Genomic DNA, 16,427 nt, shown 5'->3' on the forward strand with positions numbered 1-16,427 from the left:
CCTTTATCCAACAGACCCTTTATCCAACAGACCCTTTATCCACCAAACCAGGAGCCCCCAATGCGCGCCACGATCATCCACGGCCCCGGCGACATCCGGGTAGAAGACCGTGAGTACCCAACCATCCAGCAGCCCACGGACGCGGTCGTCAAAGTCACCGCGTCCTGCGTCTGCGGCTCTGACCTGTGGCCCTACCGCGGCGTCCGGCCCACCAACGAGCCGCGCGCGATCGGCCACGAGTTCATCGGCCTGGTCGAAAGCATCGGCGACGCGGTGACGGAACTGGCCGTGGGGGACTTGGTGATCGCACCTTTCGTGGTTAGCTGCGGCAAGTGCCCGCAGTGCCTGAACGGGGTCACGGTCGCCTGCGACCACCTGGCCGGCTGGGGCGGCAAAGACGACGCCGGGTTCGCCATCGACGGAGGCCAGGGCCAGGCGGTCCGGGTTCCGCTCGCCGACGCCACCCTGGTCAAGGTTCCGGGCATCACCGAGCCGGACGAAGCGCTGCGCGCCAGCCTGCTAACCCTCTCGGACGTCATGGCGACCGGACACCACGCCGCCCTCGCGGCGCAGGTGGGCCCCGGCCGGACGGTCGTCGTGGTGGGCGACGGCGCCGTCGGCCTGTGCGGTGTCCTGGCCGCCAAGCGGCTCGGCGCCGAGCGGATCATCGCGATGTCCCGGCATGCAGACCGGCAGGCCATCGCCCGCGAGTTCGGCGCCACGGACATCGTGGCCGAACGCGGCGAGGACGGCGTGGCGAAGGTCCGCGAGCTGCTCGGCGGGGTGCTGGCCGATTCCGTGCTGGAATGCGTCGGCACCAAGGAATCCATGGAGCAGGCGCTGCACAGCGTCCGCCCCGGCGGCGGCCTCGGATTCGTCGGCGTGCCGACCGGCGGCGCCGAGATCCCGCTGCGCTACCTCTTCGACACCAACATCTCGATCGGCGGGGGCATGGCTCCGGCCCGGACCTACATTCCCGAGCTGCTCGCCGACGTGCTCGCCGGCACCATCAACCCCGGCCGCGTATTCGATGTCGTCATGCCGCTCGAGGAGGCTCCCGAGGCCTACCGGGCGATGGACGAACGGCGCGCCATCAAGGTCCTGCTGACTCCCTAGCCGGACCCGGCGGGTGGTGGCCAGGACTCCTTCCTTGCTGCTCTTGCACTGCCGGGACGGCAGGTCTACCGTGAGGCGCATCAGCACCCGCACCGTCAAGGAGCCGTCATGGCCAGGTTTGTGCAGATCATCGAATACCAGTCGTCCCGGATCGAGGAAATCGAAGCCTTGGGACGGCCCTCCCGAACCGAGGGGGAAACCGCCCCGACCTTCCGCCGGATCCTGAACACCGCTGACCGCGACAGGCCCGGGACGTATCTCACCATCGTCGAGTTCGATTCCTACGAGTCGGCCATGGAGAATTCCCGCCGGCCGGAGACCTCCGAGTTCGCGGCGCGGATGGCGGCCCTGTGTGACTCTCCGCCGGTGTTCCGCAACCTGGACGTCCAGTGGGAGGACACCGGCGACGCGGCTACAGACTAGGCGCGCGAGCCATGCGTTCCGAAGCTGACGTCGACGGGCCGGATGACTCGGCACCGGAGGGCCATGTGCTGGACGATGCGGTGCCGGACGGCTTTGTGCTGGATCTGGCCCGGGCCGGCACCGCTCCCCTGCGGCTCGTCGGCGGCAAGGCCCTCAACCTGGGGAAACTGACCGAGGCCGGGTTTCCGGTGCCGCGTGGCTTCTGCCTGACCACCGACGCCTACCGGCAGGCGGTGCCGTCCGCGCTTGCGGCCGTGGCCGCCCGGCTCGACGGCGTACCCGCGGGGACCGCCGACGGCGGCACCACAGGATCCGCCCTAGCGACCGGCGCGGGATCCGGCCGAATGGCCGCCCTGGAACCAGCGGACCTGGAACGCCTGGCGGCCAGCGCCCGCGAACTGATCCTTGCGGCGGCGGTCCCGGCCGGCGTCGAGGCGGCGCTGCGGACGGCCTATGCCGCCCTGGGTGCGGAGCCCGCCGTGGCGGTCCGGTCCTCGGCCACCGCAGAGGACCTGCCCTTCGCCAGCTTCGCCGGCCAGCAGGATTCGTTCACCGGCGTCACCGGCGCCGAGGCCGTCATCGATGCTGCCCGGCGCTGCTGGGCCTCGCTCTGGAGCGACCGCGCCGTAGCCTACCGCTCCGCGAACGGCATCAGCCACCGCGAGGTGGGGCTCGCCGTCGTCGTCCAGATCATGGTCGACGCCGCCACCGCCGGCGTGCTGTTCACCGCCAACCCGGTAACCGGAACCCGGACCGAGACGGTCATCAACGCCAGCGTCGGAGCCGGCCAGGCGGTGGTGTCCGGTGCGGTGAACCCGGACCAGTTCACGGTGGACACCGCGACGGCGGCCGCCCTGCGCCGCGCGCGGGGAAACGGCGATCCGGCGCTCGGGTTCAGCTTGACCGATGCGGAGCTCGGCGAACTCACCAGGCTGGGCGAGGCCGCCCAACGCCTCCTCGGCTCGCCGCAGGATGCGGAATGGGTCATCGACGCCGCGGGCAAGGCATGGCTGACGCAGTCCCGTCCCATCACCACGCTGTATCCGCTGGAGGATCCGTTCTCCGGTGACCGGACCGCCATTGCCCCGGATCCGGCCGGTGGAACGCGGGTCTACCTGTGCGGCACCCTGCTCCAGGGACTCACGCGTCCCATCACGCCAATCGGCCTCGCGGCCCTCGGCGTGATGCGGAACCGCAAAGGGCCTTGGCGCTACGTCAACCCCGGGCTGCGCATGTACGTGGATCTGACCGCAGTGGTGCAGAACAAATGGGGACGACGCTACCTGACGCGGATGCTCCCCCTGGCGGACGGCAGGTCGGCTGCGATCTTCCCCGAACTGCTGGCCGATCCGCGCTTCGCGGTCAGCGGCCGCCTGAAAATTCCGTCCAAGGCACGCTTCTCCGGAGGCGGTTCCCGGCGCCGCGTCACGGAGGCCGGAGATAGCCTCGGCCTGATCCTGGGCTTGGTCCCGGCGCTGGTCCGCGCCGCGCTTCGGCCCGCGGCGGAGCTCCGCCGCGCGGATGCTTACGGTAAACGACTCGAAGCCGAGCTGGTGCTGCCCGAACCGGCCACCGCCTTGCAGCGGCTCGACTACGCCGAACAGATCACCAACCGGACCATTGACGGCCTCATTAGCGCAACCTTGCCGGCCCCTTCCGTGGGCTACATCATGTTGGCGGTAGCCCGGCGGCTGCTGCGTGGCATCGCCCAGCCCCGCGAGCTGGAAGCGGTGCTGCGCGGGCTGCCGCACAACGTGACTACGGAGATGGACCTTGAACTCTGGCAGCTGGCGGTGCGTATCGGGGCCGACACCGCCTCGCGGGAGGCCTTCCTGGCGGACCCTCCGGACCGGTTGGCCGCGGCCTACCGCTCTGGGTCCCTTCCTGCGCCGGCGCAGGAAGGCGTTCGGAATTTCCTGGCCCGTTACGGCCACCGCGCCGTGGCGGAGATCGATCTTGGCATGCCACGCTGGTCGGAGGAGCCGGACCACATCCTGGGCATGATCTCCAACTACCTCCGGGTGGAGGACCCTGAGCAGGCACCGGACCGGCAGTTCCGCCGGGCCGCCGAGCACGCCGAGGAGAGAATCCGCAACCTGGTCGAGCGCGCGGGCGACCACGGCAAGTGGCGCGCCCGGCTGCTGGAGTTAGCCCTGCACCAGGTCCGGGAGCTGTCCGGCCTGCGGGAGCTGCCGAAATTCCACATCGTGAAGATCCTCGGCGAAATGCACCGCCAGCTGCTGCTGGTCGGAGCGGAACTGGTGCGGGCCGGCGCCCTGGCCACGGAGGACGACGTGTTTTTCCTGGATTTCGACGAACTCCATGTGGCCCTTCGGGGCGCGTCCATGCAGTCCCTTGTCGCCGAGCGCCGCCGGCTGTACGACGTCGAGCTCCGGCGCCGCCACATCCCGCGCCTGCTGCTCTCGGACGGAACGGACGTGGAGGCCGCCGTGATGGCGAAGACACCGGCAGCCGGAGCCCTGTCCGGGACCCCTGCGTCCGCAGGGACCGCCACCGGGACGGTCCGGGTCATCATGGATCCGGTGGGTGCCCGCCTTGAGCCCGGCGAAATCCTGGTGGCCCCCTCGACCGATCCCGGATGGACCCCGCTCTTCATGACGGCCGGCGCATTGGTCATGGAGATGGGCGGCGTCATCTCGCACGGCGCCGTGGTGGCCCGGGAATACGGGATTCCCGCGGTGGTGGGCGTGCCGGATGCGACCACCCGGCTGCGGACCGGCCAGCGCGTCACCGTCGACGGCGCCGCCGGCACGGTCCGCGAACTGCCGGACTGAGCGCCACCCCGGGTCCGGGGCATGGCGTCCGGGGCACTGGCCCGGCCGATGCTTCGGGCGTGATGGCACAGGCGTGCCAGTTAGAATTAAGGCATGACTCCGGCGGTCCAACCACCCCAGCAGCAGCCCGCACCGCTACCCTCGTCGGCCCCGCGGTCGCAGCCGGCCGGGGGCGCGTTCGGACTCGCCCGCCGCGCACGCAGTGTGCTGCGCCGGGTCCCGGTGTGGGCCTGGCGGGGGCTGATGCACGCGCTGGCTCCACGCGAAAACGCCCGCTTCAACGCCGACCCCGTCGCCGGCGTCGACTATTTCCACGACATCGACTTCGTGGGCGACGGCATCCAGGCGCACCGCCTTGACGTGATCAGCCCGGCCGCCGGGCGCGACGGCGGCCCTTTGCCGGTCTACGTCTACTTTCACGGCGGGGGCTGGACCTCGGGCGACAAGGCCTCGCTGACGAAGTACTGCGCAAGCCAGGCCGCGGGCGGGATGGTGGCCGTCAATGTGAACTACCGTCGGGCCCCGCGCTTCCACATGGCGCACGTCCTCCAGGACGCCAACGCGGCGCTGGCCTGGGTCCGCGGCAACATCGCAGGCTACGGCGGCGACCCCGCCAGGATTGTCCTCGGCGGCGACTCGGCCGGGGGCCAGATCGCAGCCCTCCTCACCGCGGCCAGCATCCGCCCGGAACTCGCCCGACACTACGCCCTGACGCCGGCAGCCCCCGCCGCAAGCCTCCGCGGGCTGGTCCAGCACTGCAGCGTGGTGGACTTCTCCGTGTTCTTCGAAAAGGGGTTCGTCCTCAGCCTGGACTTCGTCCGAATGCTCCTGCCCCGGTCAACACGCAGCAAGGGCCGCCGCCGGATCTCGGAGCTGCGCAGCGCGGCCGGCTTCCTGTCCCCGATCGAGTGGCTCGACGCCCGGTTCCCGCCGGTCTTCGTGACCACCTCGGAACGCGACTTCTTCTACGCCGCCAACCTGAACTTCATCCAACGCTTGCGGGAGCACGAGGTGCACGTCGACACGCAGATTTACGGTTGGGACGCCCCAAACACCGAACACACCTGGCAGCAGGACTTCCGTTACCCGGAGTCGCAGGAGGTCTACCGCCGCCTGCACGCCTTCGTGCACAAGGTGGCCGGCCGCTAAGGCCCGGGCCCGACGGCGGGGCTATGTTTAGTCCATGGCGTCAACAGACCGCAGCATTCCGGGCGCACCGGAACCGGACCCCGGAGTCTTCGGCTCGGGGCTGGTTGACGAGGCGGCCCGGCTGGACGCTGCCCTGCCCGACGTCGACTGGTTCGCCCCGCCGCCCGGCGCGGTCCGCGGCGAATTCCAGGCACCGAGCGGGGCGCTGGCGACCTTGTCCATGGGCGACCCGGCCCATCCGCGGGTCCTGCTGGTCCCGGGCGCCACCGGGTCCAAGGAAGACTTCTCGCTGATGCTGCCCCAGCTCGCGGCCGCCGGCTACTTTGTGCTTAGCTGCGACATCGCCGGCCAGTACGAGTCCGCCGACGCCGGGCCCGAGCACCTCCACCCGCCGCGGGACCACTACGACTACCAGCTCTTCACCGACGATCTCATTGCCCTGATCGAGGCCGGGGAAGGCGCCGCCCACGTCGTCGGGTACTCCTTTGCCGCGATCGTCGCGCAGCTGGCGTTCGCGCAACGGCCCGAGCTGTTCCGCAGCCTCACACTGCTCAGCTGCCCGCCCGAGCCCGGCAACAGCTTCCGCGGCGTCCAGCGGATCGGCCGGTTCAGCGGCTGGGCCAGCGCCCGGGTGGGTGCGGCGCTGATGATCTGGGGCATCCGCAGCAACGTGGTCCGGGTTGCACCCAACCGCATCCGCTTTGTGCGGTCCCGCTTCCGCCTCACCCGTCGGAAAGCCGTGCGGGACATCTTTGGGCTGATGCAGCATGCCCCGGACCTCAGGGCGGTCCTGTCCGCGGCGGAGCTGCCGAGGTTCGTCGCCGTCGGGGAACACGACCTCTGGCCGCTAGCGCTGCACCGCCGCTTCGCGCAGGCCATCGGCGCGAAGATCGCCGTCTACCGGGGCGGCCACAGCCCCAGTGAAACGTCGCCGCACCAGATGAGCCGGGACCTGGTAGCGCTCTACGCCGGCGCGGGCCGAACGCCGCCTGCCGGCTAGCGGCGGTGGGTCCGTTCCCACCGCTTACGACGGCGGCGCCGGCGCAACGGAGGCTCGCCCCTGAACTCGACGGCGAACGTCGTCCACGCCATCCGCAGCCGGCGCCCGACGGCGTGCCGGCTCTCGAACGGCCGGGCCGAGACCCCCACCCGCAGCGCAGGCTCCCAGATCACGGACACCTCCGGCGGGATCTGGTAGGAAATGTCGAGGTCGTCGTGGACCGCGGGCTGTCCACGGTGGACCGTGCCCCGGATCTTTTCCCAGACGTCGGCACGCAGCGCGAAATTGGAGCCCAACAGCGGCGGATGCCCCAGCAGGAGTCCGATCGCCCATGCATATCCGGGAATCCAGACGCGTCCGCCCAGCCAGCGGGTAAACCATGTGCCGCCGTAGAAGTTCCCTGGTCCGCTCACCGCGGAGAGCGGCCCGGCCCGGTCCAGGATGGCTTCGACGCGTTCCAGCCAGTCGACGGGCGGGACGGAATCGGTGTCCAGGCGCGCGATGATCTCCGTGTCCGCCGCATCGAACCCGCAGGCGGTGGCCGCCGCGATCCCGGGCAGCTCCACGGCAATCCGCCGCGCTCCGGCGGCCGCGCAGACCTCGGCGGTGTTGTCCGTGCTGCCGTTGTCCACCACGATCACATCGTCGGCGCGGCGGCTCTGCCGGCTGAGTGCCTCCAGGCACACGGCGAGCAGCTGCGCATCGTTCCGGGTGGGAATTACCACCGAGATTGTTGACATGGTGAGCTGACTATAGCCTCAGCCCGGGATTAACTCCCGCACTCAGACCCTTGCACCGCGGCCCCGCGCCCCGTACGTTGGGGACAGCGGACGAATGTCTCCGCAGCCGTTGGCCTTGCGTGGCCGCCGGAGATCAGCAGCGTTTCAGAAGGATAAAGGCATGGCTACAGGCACAGTTAAATGGTTCAACGCCGAAAAGGGTTTTGGCTTCATTGCCCCGGATGACGGGTCGGCCGACGTTTTCGCCCACTACTCGGCAATCGCTTCCAGCGGCTACCGCTCGCTGGACGAGAACCAGAAGGTCGAGTTCGACGTCACCCAGGGTCCGAAGGGCCCGCAGGCCGAGAACATCCGCCCGCTCTAAGCTTTCAGGAAGGCCCGGCCTGCCGGAATACTTCTCCTAGAAGACCACTCAGCCCCTCCGGCGTAACTCTCCGGAGGGGCTGCTGTGTTTCCTAGCCAGGACCGCCGCACCCCGGATCCGCCGCCGGCTTCCCAAGACCGGGGTTCCCAGGCCGGGCTCCCCGGCACTCGCGGCTACACTGTGATGGCCCCGAAAAGGGGCAGAAGATTCTTTCACCGGAAGCAGTCCTTGATGGTCGAACAGCTGATGGCCTTTGCGCTGACGTGCGTCGTTGTGGTCGTCGTCCCCGGCCCCGATTTTGCGCTCGTGCTGAAGAACGCCCACCGCGCGCCTGGCTCGGCGGCGTCAACCGCGGCCGGGATCATGGTGGGCAACACGATCCTCGCCCTCCTCGCCGTGCTGGGCGTAACGGCGCTCCTCGGGGCGTCCGAAATTCTTGGCACCGCGATCCGGGTGGCAGGGGCAGCCTATTTGCTGTTCCTGGGGGCCAGCGCCCTGCGCGAGGCGTTCGCCCGGCCGCGCAGCTGCGGCCGGGCCCCGGAGCCCAGGCTCCGGTTCCGGGGCAACTCCCCGTTCCTGCAGGGAGTGGTGAGCAATCTGCTCAACCCGAAGGTCGCCGTCTTCTACCTGTCTCTCTTCCCCCAGTTCAATCTCGGCCCGCTGCCGCTGCTGGAGCAGCACGCCTTGATGGCCTGCATCTTCCTCCTCACCGCGCTGGCCTGGTACGTGGTGCTGGTGCAGTCGCTGAAAAAGGTTTCCAGGGTGCTGGCCCGGCCCCGCGTGCACCGGATCGTCACCGGCGGCTCCGGTGCCGTCCTGGTCGGCGTCGGCGGGACCATCCTGACAAAATCCGTGGTCTCCGCGTAACGCTCCCGGCACCCGTCGGGCGGGGCCCTAGCCGACGTGGACCCAGGGGCGCCGCGTGACCTCAGGTTCGGCTTCGCGCAGCACTTCGCGGGTGACCGGCGCTATTTCGCCCTCGCCGAATGCGAGGAAGCGCAGCAGGTTGGTGAGCGGGTTTCCCTCTGTCCAGCGGAAGTAGATGTGCGGCATCAGCCCGGTCACATCCCGGATGTGCAGCAGCACCGAGGCGATCGTGTTGGGAACCACCGGCCCGTGCACCTCCAGGATCCGGTAGCCGTGCCGGGTGATGCCGCGGACCTCCAGTTCGGTTTCGAAGTCGGAGGAATCGTCGACAATGACCTCCAGGAACAGCGCCCGGTAGTCCAGCGGCAGGTGGCTGACCTCGATCGCAGACTCAAGCTTGTCCCGGTAGGCCGCCGGGCTGAGGCGCAGCGGCTCGTGCGCGACGATCCGGAGCGGCCCGTCCAGCTCGTCCGACATGAATTCCAGCGCCTGCCGGTCCAGGTGGACGTGCGTGGCGTGCAGCTCAAAGGAACGGCGGGCACGGGAGAGCAGGGAAATCACGATGATGCCGAGGATGAAGATCGAGGCGATCCGGATGCCTTCGGGGCGTTCGATGATGTTGGCAACCGTGGTGTAGATGAACACGACGGCAATGACGCCGAAGCCCACGGTGCGCTTGCGTTGCCGCTGGCGGCGGGCCGAGAGGGTCACGGCCACGGCCGCCGAGGTCATCAGCACCAGCACGCCGGTGGCGTACGCGCCGCCCTGCGCGTCGACGTCGGCGTCGAAAAGCCAGGTGATCAGGAACCCGATGAGGGTGAACACCAGGACGAGGGGTCGCACCGCCCGGGCCCAGCCGGGGGCCATGCCGTAGCGCGGCAGGTAGCGGGGCACCAGGTTGAGCAGCCCGGCCATGGCGGACGCGCCGGCGAACCAGAGGATGGCGATCGTGGAGATGTCGTAGACCGTGCCGAAGCCGACGCCGAGGTGTTCGTGGGCGAGGAAGGCCAGGGCGCGCCCGTTGGCCTGCCCGCCCGGCTGGAATTCCTGCGCCGGGATCAGCACCACGGTGGTGAAGCTGCTGACGATCAGGAAGGTGCTCATGATCAGGGCCGCGGTGGTCAGCAGCTTGCGCGCGCCCTGGATCCGGCCGGCGGGGTGCTCTTCGGTGTCGCCGGCATGGCCCTTGATCTGCGGCATGACGGCGACGCCGGTTTCGAAGCCGGAGAGGCCCAGGGCCAGCTTGGGGAAGACCAGCAGCGCGAAACCGACAGCCAGCAGCGGGTTGCCGTGCGAGGTGGAGATGGCCTGCCACCAGTTGTCGACGGCGAGCGGATGGTTCAGTACCTCCCAGAGCGACGCGGCGACGACCACGACGTTCAGCCCCAGGTAAAGGCCCACGATCACGACGGCGACGCCGATCGCTTCCTTGAAGCCGCGCAGGAACACCGCGCCGAGAAGGGCAAGCAGGATCAGCGTGACGGCCACGTTCTGCCCCTGCAGCCAGCCCGGCGCCACCGGGTTCTCGACCAGGTGAGCGGTGGCGTCCGCGGCGGACAGCGTCATGGTGATCATGAAGTCGGTGGCGGCGAAGCCGAGCAGGACCAGGACAAAGAGCTTCCCGCCCCAGCGCGGCATGAGCCGTTCCAGCATGGCGATGGACCCCTCGCCGCGGTGGCTTTCGCCGGCAACCCGGCGGTAGACCGGCAGGGCGCCGAGCAGGGTAATCGCCACCAGGACGAGCGTAGCGAGCGGGGAAATCACGCCGGCGGCGAGCGCGGCGATGGCCGGCTGGTAGCCCAGGGTGGAGAAGTAGTCGACGCCGGTCAGGCACATGACCTGCCACCAGGTGTGCTTCTTCTCGTGAGCCGTGGGCACCCCGCCCGGGCCCTGGTGCGCGCCTTTGCTGTCCTGCAGCCCCACCAGCAGCCAGTTGCGAAGTGCGGTGCTTCGGCCGGGCTTCAGTGCCGACGGGTCTGCCGGCGGCCTGCTCAGGGTGGTCATGTCGTCCTTTCCCCACGGCGCCTCTTGGACGGGCGGGCGCCGCTCTTTGCCCCTCAAATCCGAAGCTAGCAGCGGCCGGGGCGCCGGCTCCCACCCGGGAGCGGATCTTGATGAATCCTTGACGCCGCGCTCCCCCGCCGGGAGTTCGCCGGAATGGAAGAATGGCTGCATGGCACGAGGAACGCTGCGCATCTTCCTGGGTTCCGCCCCGGGCGTGGGCAAGACCTACGCCATGCTCCGCGAAGGCCACCGGCTCCGCAGCGCGGGAGAGGACGTAGTCGTCGCCATCGCCCGCGACCGGGGCCGCCGTGAGACCCGGGAGCTGCTGGCCGGCCTTGAGGTGATCGCGCCGAGGCGGATGCCCCTTGGCGGCGCCGACGCCGAGGAGCTGGACCTTGAAGCTGTCCTGCTCCGGTCGCCGGTCACCGCGATCGTCGATGAGTACGCCCACACCAATGTCCCCGGCAGCACGAATGTGCACCGCTGGCAGGACATCGACGAGCTGTTGGCGGCCGGGATCAATGTACTGTCCACCCTGGATATCCACCAGCTGGCCTCGCTGGCCGACGTCGTCAGCGCGATCACCCAGGGACGGCCCGCCGAAACCGTCCCCGATGCCGTGGTCCGGCGGGCCGACCAGCTCCAGCTCGTGGACCTCTCCCCTGACGTCCTGCGGCAACGTGTGGCGGCCGGCAAGATCGTGCCGCCGGACCGGGTGGACGCCGCACTGTCTAACTACTTCCGCCCCGGGAACCTGGCGGCACTGCGCGAACTCGCCCTGTTGTGGCTGGCCGACCGGGTGGACGAGGGCCTAGCCAGCTACCGGGAGAGGCACCGGATCAGCAACAGCTGGCCGGCCCGGGAGCGCGTCGTGATCGGCCTGGCCGGCGGTCCGGAGGGCGAGGCGCTGATCCGCCGCGGCGCCCGGCTGCTCCACCGCGTCAGTGGCATCGACCTGCTGGCCGTCCATGTCAGGGCCCCCGAGGGGATGGCGGACGAATCGCCGCAGGCCCGCGAAGCCCAACGGCAGCTGGTCCAGGACCTCGGCGGCAGCTACCACGTGGTCACCGGCGAGGATCCGGCCGAAGCGCTGCTGGAGTTTGCCCGCAGCGTCAACGCTTCCCAACTGGTCCTTGGCGTCTCCCGCCGGGAACCCGCAGCCCGCCTCCTGGCCGGCTTGCGCGGCGGCGGCACCACTGCGAGGGTGCTCCGCGGCTCCGCCAACATCGATGTCCACCTGGTGGCGCAGGAGAGAGAGCGGCCGGGCGGACGCCGAAGCCGGCAACGGGATCTGGGCCGGTTCCGGGTGGCCGTCGGCTTTGGCCTCGCCGTCGTGGTTCCAGCGCTGCTCCAGCTGTTCCTGGAGATCAACCCGGACAAGAATCTGGCCACCTCCATGCTCGTCCAGCTCACCGGCTCCGTCGCCGTGGCGCTGGTTGGAGGGCTGTGGCCGGCGGTCCTCGCCGCCCTGTGGAGCAGCCTGCTGGTGAACTACTTTTCCACTCCGCCGGTGGGCAACCTGGCCATCAGCGATGCGCAGAATGTCCTTGCCCTGCTGGTCTTTGTGGGCGTGTCCGCCGCCGTCGCCGTCGTCGTGGACCTCTCGGCCAGGCGCTCCAAGGAGGCTGCCCGGGCCCAGGCCGAAGCCGCCACCCTGGCGGAGTTGTCGCGCGGCGCAGCCGGTTCCGAGGACACCGTCACGGGCTTGCTGGAACAGGCGCTGGATGTCTTCCAGGTTCGCGGCGCGGCGTTGTTCGGCCTCGCCGGCAACGACGCCGGTACCGAGCCCGGCGCTGTGCCGGCGGGGGGAACGGCGGCGCCGGGGCCCCGGTGGCAGTTGCTGGCCGCCGCTGGGGAGGTTCCTGCCGGACCGGGCGACGACGGACCCGCAGCCGCGGCGGGCCCGCAGGGTGACAACGTGGAACCAATCAACGCGGCCACCCGGCTGGTGCTCTACGGCCGGGTGCTCCCGGCCAGCGACCGGCGCCTGCTCGGCGCCTTCGGCGTGCATCTGCTGGCCCAGCTGGAGAACCAGCAGTTGCTTGCCAGCCGAAACCAGCTCCGGCGGCTGGCCGAGAGCAACTCCGTGCGCACCTCGCTGCTCCGTGCAGTCTCGCACGACCTCCGCACCCCGCTGGCCGGCATCAAGCTCGCGGTCGGCGGGCTGCGCCAGACCGGCGTCAGCTACTCCCGGGAAGAGGAGGAGGAATTGCTGGCGACCATTGACGAGTGCTCCGACCAGCTGGACACCCTGGTGGGCAACCTCTTGGACATGTCCCGGATCACCTCCGACTCGGTAACGCCCCTGCTCCGCCCCGTGCGGTGGTACGAGGTGGTCAACGGCGGCCTGCACGGGGTCGCGGCAGACCGGGTCCGGGTGGAGCTGCCGGCGAACATGCCGGAGGTGGAGGCGGATCCCGGGATGCTCGAACGCGTCATCGCGAATATCGTCGAGAACGCGGTTAAGTACGCCCCGGACTCGGACATTGTCCTGACGGGGACGGCCGGCGGGCTCAGTCCGGCCACCGTGGGCGGCCGCCCCGCCGGGGAAATGCGGATCATCGACCACGGCAGGGGTGTCCCGGCGGACAAGGTGGTGGAGATGTTCCAACCCTTCCAGCGCCTGGACGACGCGAACCGGGCCAGCGGCGTCGGCCTCGGCTTGGCGGTGGCCAAAGGATTCACCGAGGCGATGGGCGGACGGCTGAGCGCCGAGGCGACCCCCGGGGGCGGCCTGACCATGGTGGTCAGCCTGCCGCTCTCCGAGGGGGCACCTTTGCAGGAGCGCCCCGACCAGGCCCCGCTGGAGCCGCAGTCGGCCCTGTTCAGCCGCCACCACGCACCGCCGATCCTCTCCTCCCCGACGGACGTGCCGTGACCGCGGTGCTGGTGGTGGACGACGACCCTTACCTGTTGCGGGCCCTGCGCATCACATTGCGGGCCCATGGCTACGACGTCACCGTGGCGGAGAACGGGCAGTCCGCGCTCCTGGCAGCCGCCCGGACACCCCCGGCCTTGGTCATCCTGGACCTCGGCCTCCCGGACGTGGACGGAACCTCCGTGATCCGGGAACTGCGCACCTGGAGCCAGGTTCCGGTGCTGGTACTGTCGGCCCGCCATGGCTCGGACGACAAAGTCCAGGCGCTGGACGCCGGCGCGGACGATTACATCACGAAGCCTTTCGGGCTGGACGAAATGCTGGCCCGGATGCGCGCACTGCTGCGCCGAAGCGCCGACCCGGACCACGAGCCGGTAGTCACCACCGATGCCTTCACCGTGGACCTCGGCAAGCGGCGGGTCACGCGCGATGGCGAGGACATCCGCCTGACTCCGACGGAATGGAACATCCTGGCGGTGCTGGTCCGGAACCCGGAGAAGCTCATCACCCAGCAGCAGCTGCTCTCCGAGGTGTGGGGCCCCGCCTACGCCAAGGAAACCAACTATCTCCGCGTGTACATGGCACAGCTGCGCCGCAAGCTCGAACCAGACACCGGCAATCCCCGGCACCTGCTCACGGAAGCCGGGATCGGCTACCGTTTCCTGCCCTGACTGCGCGAGCCGGCCGGTAGGATGCCGGGCATGGACCAGAAGGAAATTCTGCACCGCTACCTGCGCCAGCGCCGAGCCGAGCTGCTGGCCAAGCTGGACGGACTGGATGAATACGACGTCCGCCGGCCGATGACGCCCACCGGCACCAACCTCCTGGGCCTGGTCAAGCACGTCGCCAGCGTCGAAATCGGCTACTTCGGCGAAGTGTTCGGCCGGCCCCACGGCCAGTCACTGCCCTGGCTGGAGGAGGACGCAGAACCGGATGCCGATCTGTGGGTGGCCCCGGGCGAGACACGGGAGCAGATTGTGGAACTGCACGACGCCGCGGCTGCCCACAGCGATGCCACCATCGCGGCCCTTCCGCTGGACGCACCGGGCGAAGTTCCCTGGTGGGCCGCAGACCGCCGGCACGTCACGCTGCAGCAGATCCTGGTCCACATGTGCGTCGAAACAGCGCAGCATCTGGGCCATGCCGACATCCTCCGGGAACTCATCGACGGGGCGGCCGGAAAGGGGCCCGGGGATCCAAACCTGACGCTGCGCAATGCCGCGGATTGGGCTTCGCGCCGGGCCCGGATCGAGGCGGCCGCCCGGGCAGCCTCCCCGGTTTCTCGTGAGGCGCCGCCGCAATAGATACTGGGGCAATGAATATTCACAGCGCTCTCGCCCGGGAGAACGCACGGCAGCTCCCGCTGCCTGAGGTGCCGGCCCAGATGCGCGCGGTCCTCAACGGCATTCCGGCGATGGTGGCCTACTGGGACTCCGAGCTGCGCAACCGGCTGGCCAACGACGCCTACCGTAACTATTTCGGAGTAACCCCGGAGCAATTGCACGGAATCCACATCCGCGATTTGCTCAGCCCCACCGTCCTTGAGGACAATTCACCGTTCATTTCCAAGGTCCTGGACGGGGAGCCGCAGCTCTTTAAGCGCACGCTGACGGACGATGCCGGCGCGACGCGTTTCGCCGAGGTCTCCTACATGCCGGATGTGCGCGAGGACGGCGCCGGCGGGGACGGCGGGGTTCAGGGCTTCTTCGTGATGATCACGGACATCACCGAGCGGGTGCTCGCCGAACGCCGCCAGCAGCAGGACACGGACCGGTACCGGGCCCTGGCCCGCAGCGTCCCCGGCGTCTTTGTGCTGCTCTTTGATTCCGAGCTGCGCTACCTGATCGCCGAAGGCCAGGAGCTCGAATCCTTCGGCTACCGTTCCGCCGAGCTGGAGGGCCGGAACATCCACGAGGTGCTCGACGGCGCTCTCGCCAACGAGCTGGAGCCCCGCTACCGCGCCGCCCTGGCCGGCCAGGAGGTCTCCTGGCACCGGCGGATCGGCCCGCGGACGTACCGGCTGAAGGCCGGACCCGTCCACTCCGACGACGGCGCCAACGCCGGCATGGTGGTGGCAGTGGACATCACCCACCGGCTCCAGCAGGAGCAGACGTGGGCGGCGCTGCACGAGATCGCCACCGCCGTCGCCCGCAACGCCGCCCCCGCGGACATCTCGGAGCAGGTCGCCTTCATTGTGCGGGATCTGTTCAACGTCGATTCCGCCGCCGTCGTCCGTTTCACCGGCGCGCTGTCGGCGGAAATCGTGGCAATGGCGCCGGCGCTGCCGCCCACCCTGAGCCGCGAGCATGTTTTTTCCCCCACAGACTCCTCTGCCACCGTCCGCGTCGCGATCACCGGCAAACCGGCCCTGGTGGTTTACGGCCCGGAAGGCGGTCCCGCCGCCGAGCAGATGCAGGCCGGAGGCTTCCAGTCCGCGGCTGCCGCCCCGGTCAGGGTCCACGGCAGCCTGTGGGGCGTCGTCACCCTGACCTCGAAGACCCGCACGGGCGTCAACGAGGAAATGCTGGAACGGCTGGCTCAATTCGCCGAGCTGGTGGAGATCGCCATCGGCAACACCGAGGCCCGAGCGAGCCTGGAGCTGCAGGCCACCACCGACCAGCTCAGCGGCCTGCCCAACCGGCGGGCCCTCGAGCAGCACCTCTCGCACGAGATCGAACTGGCGGTCTCACGCGGCACGAGCTTGAGCGCCGTCGTCCTGGACATCGACCACTTCAAGAAGGTCAACGACACCTTCGGCCATCTCATGGGCGACGCGGTGCTCGCGGATGTCGCGGCACGGCTCCGCGGCGTCGCCCGCCAGGACGAGATCGTGGCCCGCTTTGGCGGGGAGGAATTCGTCTGGCTGCTGCCGGGGACCGACGGCGCGGAGGCGCTGCTCGCGGCGGAGCGGGCGCGCAAAGCCATTGAGGCGGAGCCGTTCGGCGAGGCCGGCCTCATCACGGTCTCCGCCGGCGTCTGCGAACTGCGGGACGCCGGCAGCCACAGCCTGCTGGCCTGCGCGGACCGGGCGCTGTACGCAGCCAAGCACGCCGGCCGCAACCGCAGCGAGCGCTACGGCGCGGCCGGCTGA

The 16,427-nt window shown here is 69.7% G+C and carries 13 protein-coding genes; 11 read left to right on the forward strand and 2 right to left on the reverse strand.

Annotated features, from left to right (window positions below):
* Nucleotides 1–60 precede the first annotated feature (60 nt).
* The 5 genes from AC1DNC_RS03365 to AC1DNC_RS03385 all read left to right on the forward strand — a co-directional run bounded on the left by AC1DNC_RS03365 (nucleotide 61) and on the right by AC1DNC_RS03385 (nucleotide 6,483).
* The gene (locus tag AC1DNC_RS03365; protein ID WP_476861147.1) at nucleotides 61–1,116 is read left to right on the forward strand and encodes a zinc-dependent alcohol dehydrogenase family protein; all 1,056 of its coding nucleotides are present in this window, start codon (nucleotides 61–63) and stop codon (nucleotides 1,114–1,116) included.
* A gap of 108 nt (nucleotides 1,117–1,224) precedes the next feature.
* Complete coding sequence (locus tag AC1DNC_RS03370) at nucleotides 1,225–1,539, forward strand: hypothetical protein (protein ID WP_476861148.1); 315 nt, start codon at nucleotides 1,225–1,227, stop codon at nucleotides 1,537–1,539.
* A gap of 11 nt (nucleotides 1,540–1,550) precedes the next feature.
* On the forward strand, nucleotides 1,551–4,334 hold the full coding sequence (locus AC1DNC_RS03375) for a PEP/pyruvate-binding domain-containing protein (protein WP_476861149.1): 2,784 nt from the start codon (nucleotides 1,551–1,553) through the stop codon (nucleotides 4,332–4,334).
* A gap of 93 nt (nucleotides 4,335–4,427) precedes the next feature.
* Nucleotides 4,428–5,483, forward strand: a complete 1,056-nt coding sequence (locus AC1DNC_RS03380; RefSeq protein ID WP_476861150.1) for an alpha/beta hydrolase — start codon at nucleotides 4,428–4,430, stop codon at nucleotides 5,481–5,483.
* Nucleotides 5,484–5,517: 34 nt separating this feature from the next.
* Entirely contained in the window at nucleotides 5,518–6,483 is a 966-nt protein-coding gene (locus tag AC1DNC_RS03385; RefSeq protein WP_476861151.1) for an alpha/beta fold hydrolase, read from the forward strand.
* On the opposite strand, the gene AC1DNC_RS03390 is transcribed toward AC1DNC_RS03385, so the two are convergent.
* On the reverse strand, nucleotides 6,480–7,223 hold the full coding sequence (locus AC1DNC_RS03390; protein ID WP_476861152.1) for a glycosyltransferase family 2 protein: 744 nt from the start codon (nucleotides 7,221–7,223) through the stop codon (nucleotides 6,480–6,482). The two genes, AC1DNC_RS03385 and AC1DNC_RS03390, sit on opposite strands and share 4 nt — an antisense overlap.
* A 160-nt stretch (nucleotides 7,224–7,383) precedes the next feature.
* On the opposite strand from AC1DNC_RS03390, the gene AC1DNC_RS03395 reads away from it, so the two are divergent.
* Together AC1DNC_RS03395 and AC1DNC_RS03400 are read left to right on the forward strand one after the other, a co-directional pair.
* On the forward strand, nucleotides 7,384–7,587 hold the full coding sequence (locus AC1DNC_RS03395; protein ID WP_013599688.1) for a cold-shock protein: 204 nt from the start codon (nucleotides 7,384–7,386) through the stop codon (nucleotides 7,585–7,587).
* A 231-nt stretch (nucleotides 7,588–7,818) separates the two neighbouring features.
* Nucleotides 7,819–8,454 carry a LysE family translocator gene (locus tag AC1DNC_RS03400; protein WP_476861153.1) on the forward strand — a complete coding sequence of 212 codons (636 nt, stop codon included), beginning with the start codon at nucleotides 7,819–7,821 and terminating at the stop codon, nucleotides 8,452–8,454.
* A 27-nt stretch (nucleotides 8,455–8,481) separates the two neighbouring features.
* Here AC1DNC_RS03400 and AC1DNC_RS03405 read toward each other — a convergent pair whose 3' ends face one another.
* Entirely contained in the window at nucleotides 8,482–10,458 is a 1,977-nt protein-coding gene (locus AC1DNC_RS03405; protein ID WP_476861154.1) for an APC family permease, read from the reverse strand.
* A 169-nt stretch (nucleotides 10,459–10,627) separates the two neighbouring features.
* On the opposite strand from AC1DNC_RS03405, the gene AC1DNC_RS03410 reads away from it, so the two are divergent.
* Genes AC1DNC_RS03410 through AC1DNC_RS03425 form a run of 4 tightly spaced genes read left to right on the forward strand, consistent with a single transcriptional unit; the run spans nucleotide 10,628 to nucleotide 16,427 of the window.
* A complete protein-coding gene (locus AC1DNC_RS03410; protein ID WP_476861155.1) occupies nucleotides 10,628–13,336 on the forward strand; it encodes a DUF4118 domain-containing protein in 2,709 nt (902 codons plus the stop codon).
* The gene (locus AC1DNC_RS03415; RefSeq protein ID WP_476861156.1) at nucleotides 13,333–14,007 is read left to right on the forward strand and encodes a response regulator; all 675 of its coding nucleotides are present in this window, start codon (nucleotides 13,333–13,335) and stop codon (nucleotides 14,005–14,007) included. Before AC1DNC_RS03410 ends, AC1DNC_RS03415 begins: the two co-directional genes overlap by 4 nt.
* Nucleotides 14,008–14,037: 30 nt before the next feature.
* Entirely contained in the window at nucleotides 14,038–14,640 is a 603-nt protein-coding gene (locus tag AC1DNC_RS03420) for a DinB family protein (RefSeq protein WP_476861157.1), read from the forward strand.
* Between the two features lie 11 nt (nucleotides 14,641–14,651).
* Entirely contained in the window at nucleotides 14,652–16,427 is a 1,776-nt protein-coding gene (locus AC1DNC_RS03425; protein WP_476861158.1) for a sensor domain-containing diguanylate cyclase, read from the forward strand.

Source organism: Arthrobacter sp. 01N442, from assembly GCF_056399345.1.